The sequence below is a fragment of the Oleiphilus sp. HI0132 genome (assembly GCF_001635845.1).
On record NZ_LWGJ01001301.1, the window covers coordinates 1 to 1871 of the forward strand.

1 protein-coding gene and 1 pseudogene are annotated in these 1871 nt (G+C 40.7%); both read left to right on the forward strand.

What is annotated here, in order from left to right; translation table 11 throughout:
- A pseudogene (locus A3766_RS31335) lies at positions 1 to 542 on the forward strand (patatin-like phospholipase family protein); the annotation flags it as partial.
- A 209-nt stretch (positions 543 to 751) separates the two neighbouring features.
- On the forward strand, positions 752 to 1747 hold the full coding sequence (locus tag A3766_RS19875; protein WP_068510722.1) for a putative solute-binding protein: 996 nt from the start codon (positions 752 to 754) through the stop codon (positions 1745 to 1747).
- The last annotated feature ends 124 nt before the right edge of the window (positions 1748 to 1871 follow it).

Below are 1871 nucleotides of genomic sequence, written 5' to 3' on the forward strand. Positions count from 1 at the left end.
AGTACTTTGGCGATGGTGTTGCTCGTAATATGGCACCGCTTAGCCCTGCAGTTCACCTTGGTGCGAATCGAATTTTGGTTATTGGTGTTAGCGCGAACCTCACCAATCGTCATATTCGCAAGGAAAGTAAAAAAGAGCCAAAGCGACCCTCTATCTTAGAGCATGTTATAAACGGAATGTTTATTGATGTTGTAGAAAAGGACGTTGAAAAGGTCGCTGTCATCAACAGCCTTTTAAAAAGAGTTGAGGACCCAGAAGCAGTCGCCAACGATTTGGGATTAAGGTTTATTGATACCTTGGTGATAAACCCAAGCGAACCAATTGATGAAATTGCAATTAAACATGTTTCCAAACTACCCGGACCTATTAAACAGTTTTTTGGTCTAAACAAGGAACCAATTGAAGGCGGCGTGAGCCTGGCTAGCTATCTTTTGTTTGAAGGGGAGTTTATGCGAGAGCTCATAGCTCTCGGATACAAGGACGCTCAAGCTAAGTCCAAGGAGCTTGAAAGTTTCTTTAACGCAGATATGAAAAACAGCTAACCAAATTTAACAACTCCTCTCTGAAAATGGTAAGCAATTGTATTTACAAGAAAATATTAATATTGCCAAAATTTAAATCTATTTTTGTGACTAGCAGTCAATTTTGATGTCTCTTTTCGAACATGTCTTTGTTATTATTCGCACCATAATAACGATAAGAAAAGAACGTTCTTACACATCAAACAATTAATGAGGATTAAGGAAACATTATGACATTTCGTCGAATTATACTTGCGCTAGTAATGCTGTCGACTGCTGCCACAGCTTCTGCACTTGAAAAGAAAAAGTTCTGTATGTACGACCCGGTTGGAAAAAACGGTCCTGCAATGACATTCTTCGCTGACTTGAAAGCAAAAGCTATTCCTTGGGGTCTAGATATCCATTTGGAAGCTTTTACCGATGAAAAAGTTGCCTCTAATGATTTTAAAGCCGGTATGTGTGATGGTGTATTTCTTACCTCTATATTGAGTAGCCCATACGTTCCATTTGGTGGTACCTTGGATGCAATTGGTGGCATCAACAACGAGAAGCAGCTTGGTATCGTTCTAAAGGCCTTGACTAACCCGAAAGTTGGCAAGCTACTTACGAATGGTAATTACGAGATGGTTGGTACTTTGCCTGTTGGTTCTGTTTACCTATTCGTAAGAGACAGAAATATTGACTCAGTTGAAGAATTTAGCGGCAAAAAGATCTCGGTTCTTAACGAAGATCCACAAAGTTTGAAGCTTGCTAACCTAGTTGGTGCGTCTCCGGTCGGCACTTCTTTGACCACTTTCTCGGGCCAGTTCAATAACGGTAATATCGACATTCTACCAATGGTCGCGCTTGGTTATAACGTATTTGAGTTATATCACGGTCTCGGCGAGAACGGCGGTATTATCGACGAAAAACTCCTTTACGGCATGATGCAGCTTGTTACTCACAAGGACCGCTTTGCAGACGACTTTGGTCAAAAGATGCGTGAGTACATTCTTTCTCGTATTCCTGACATTAATAAAATGGTTAAGGATGCTGAAGCGGAAATCCCAGCGAAGTATTGGATCAAAACAGATGCTAAAACTAAGGAAGAAATTACTAAGTTTAAGCGTGAAATCCGTATGGCTCTAAAAGCAGAGGGTAACCACCACCCTAAAGCTTTAAAAATGCTTTGGAAAATCCGTTGTTCTGAAAATCCAACTGCTGCCGAGTGTGGTACACCAGAGTAATTTGCTAACTTAGCTTTTACTTTCTAAAGCCCGGCCGTTGCCGGGCTTTTTATTGTCTGCGATTAATCCATTGGTAGGAATGTGTATTACACTATTCATGACTAGCGGTCACAAATATAGATCT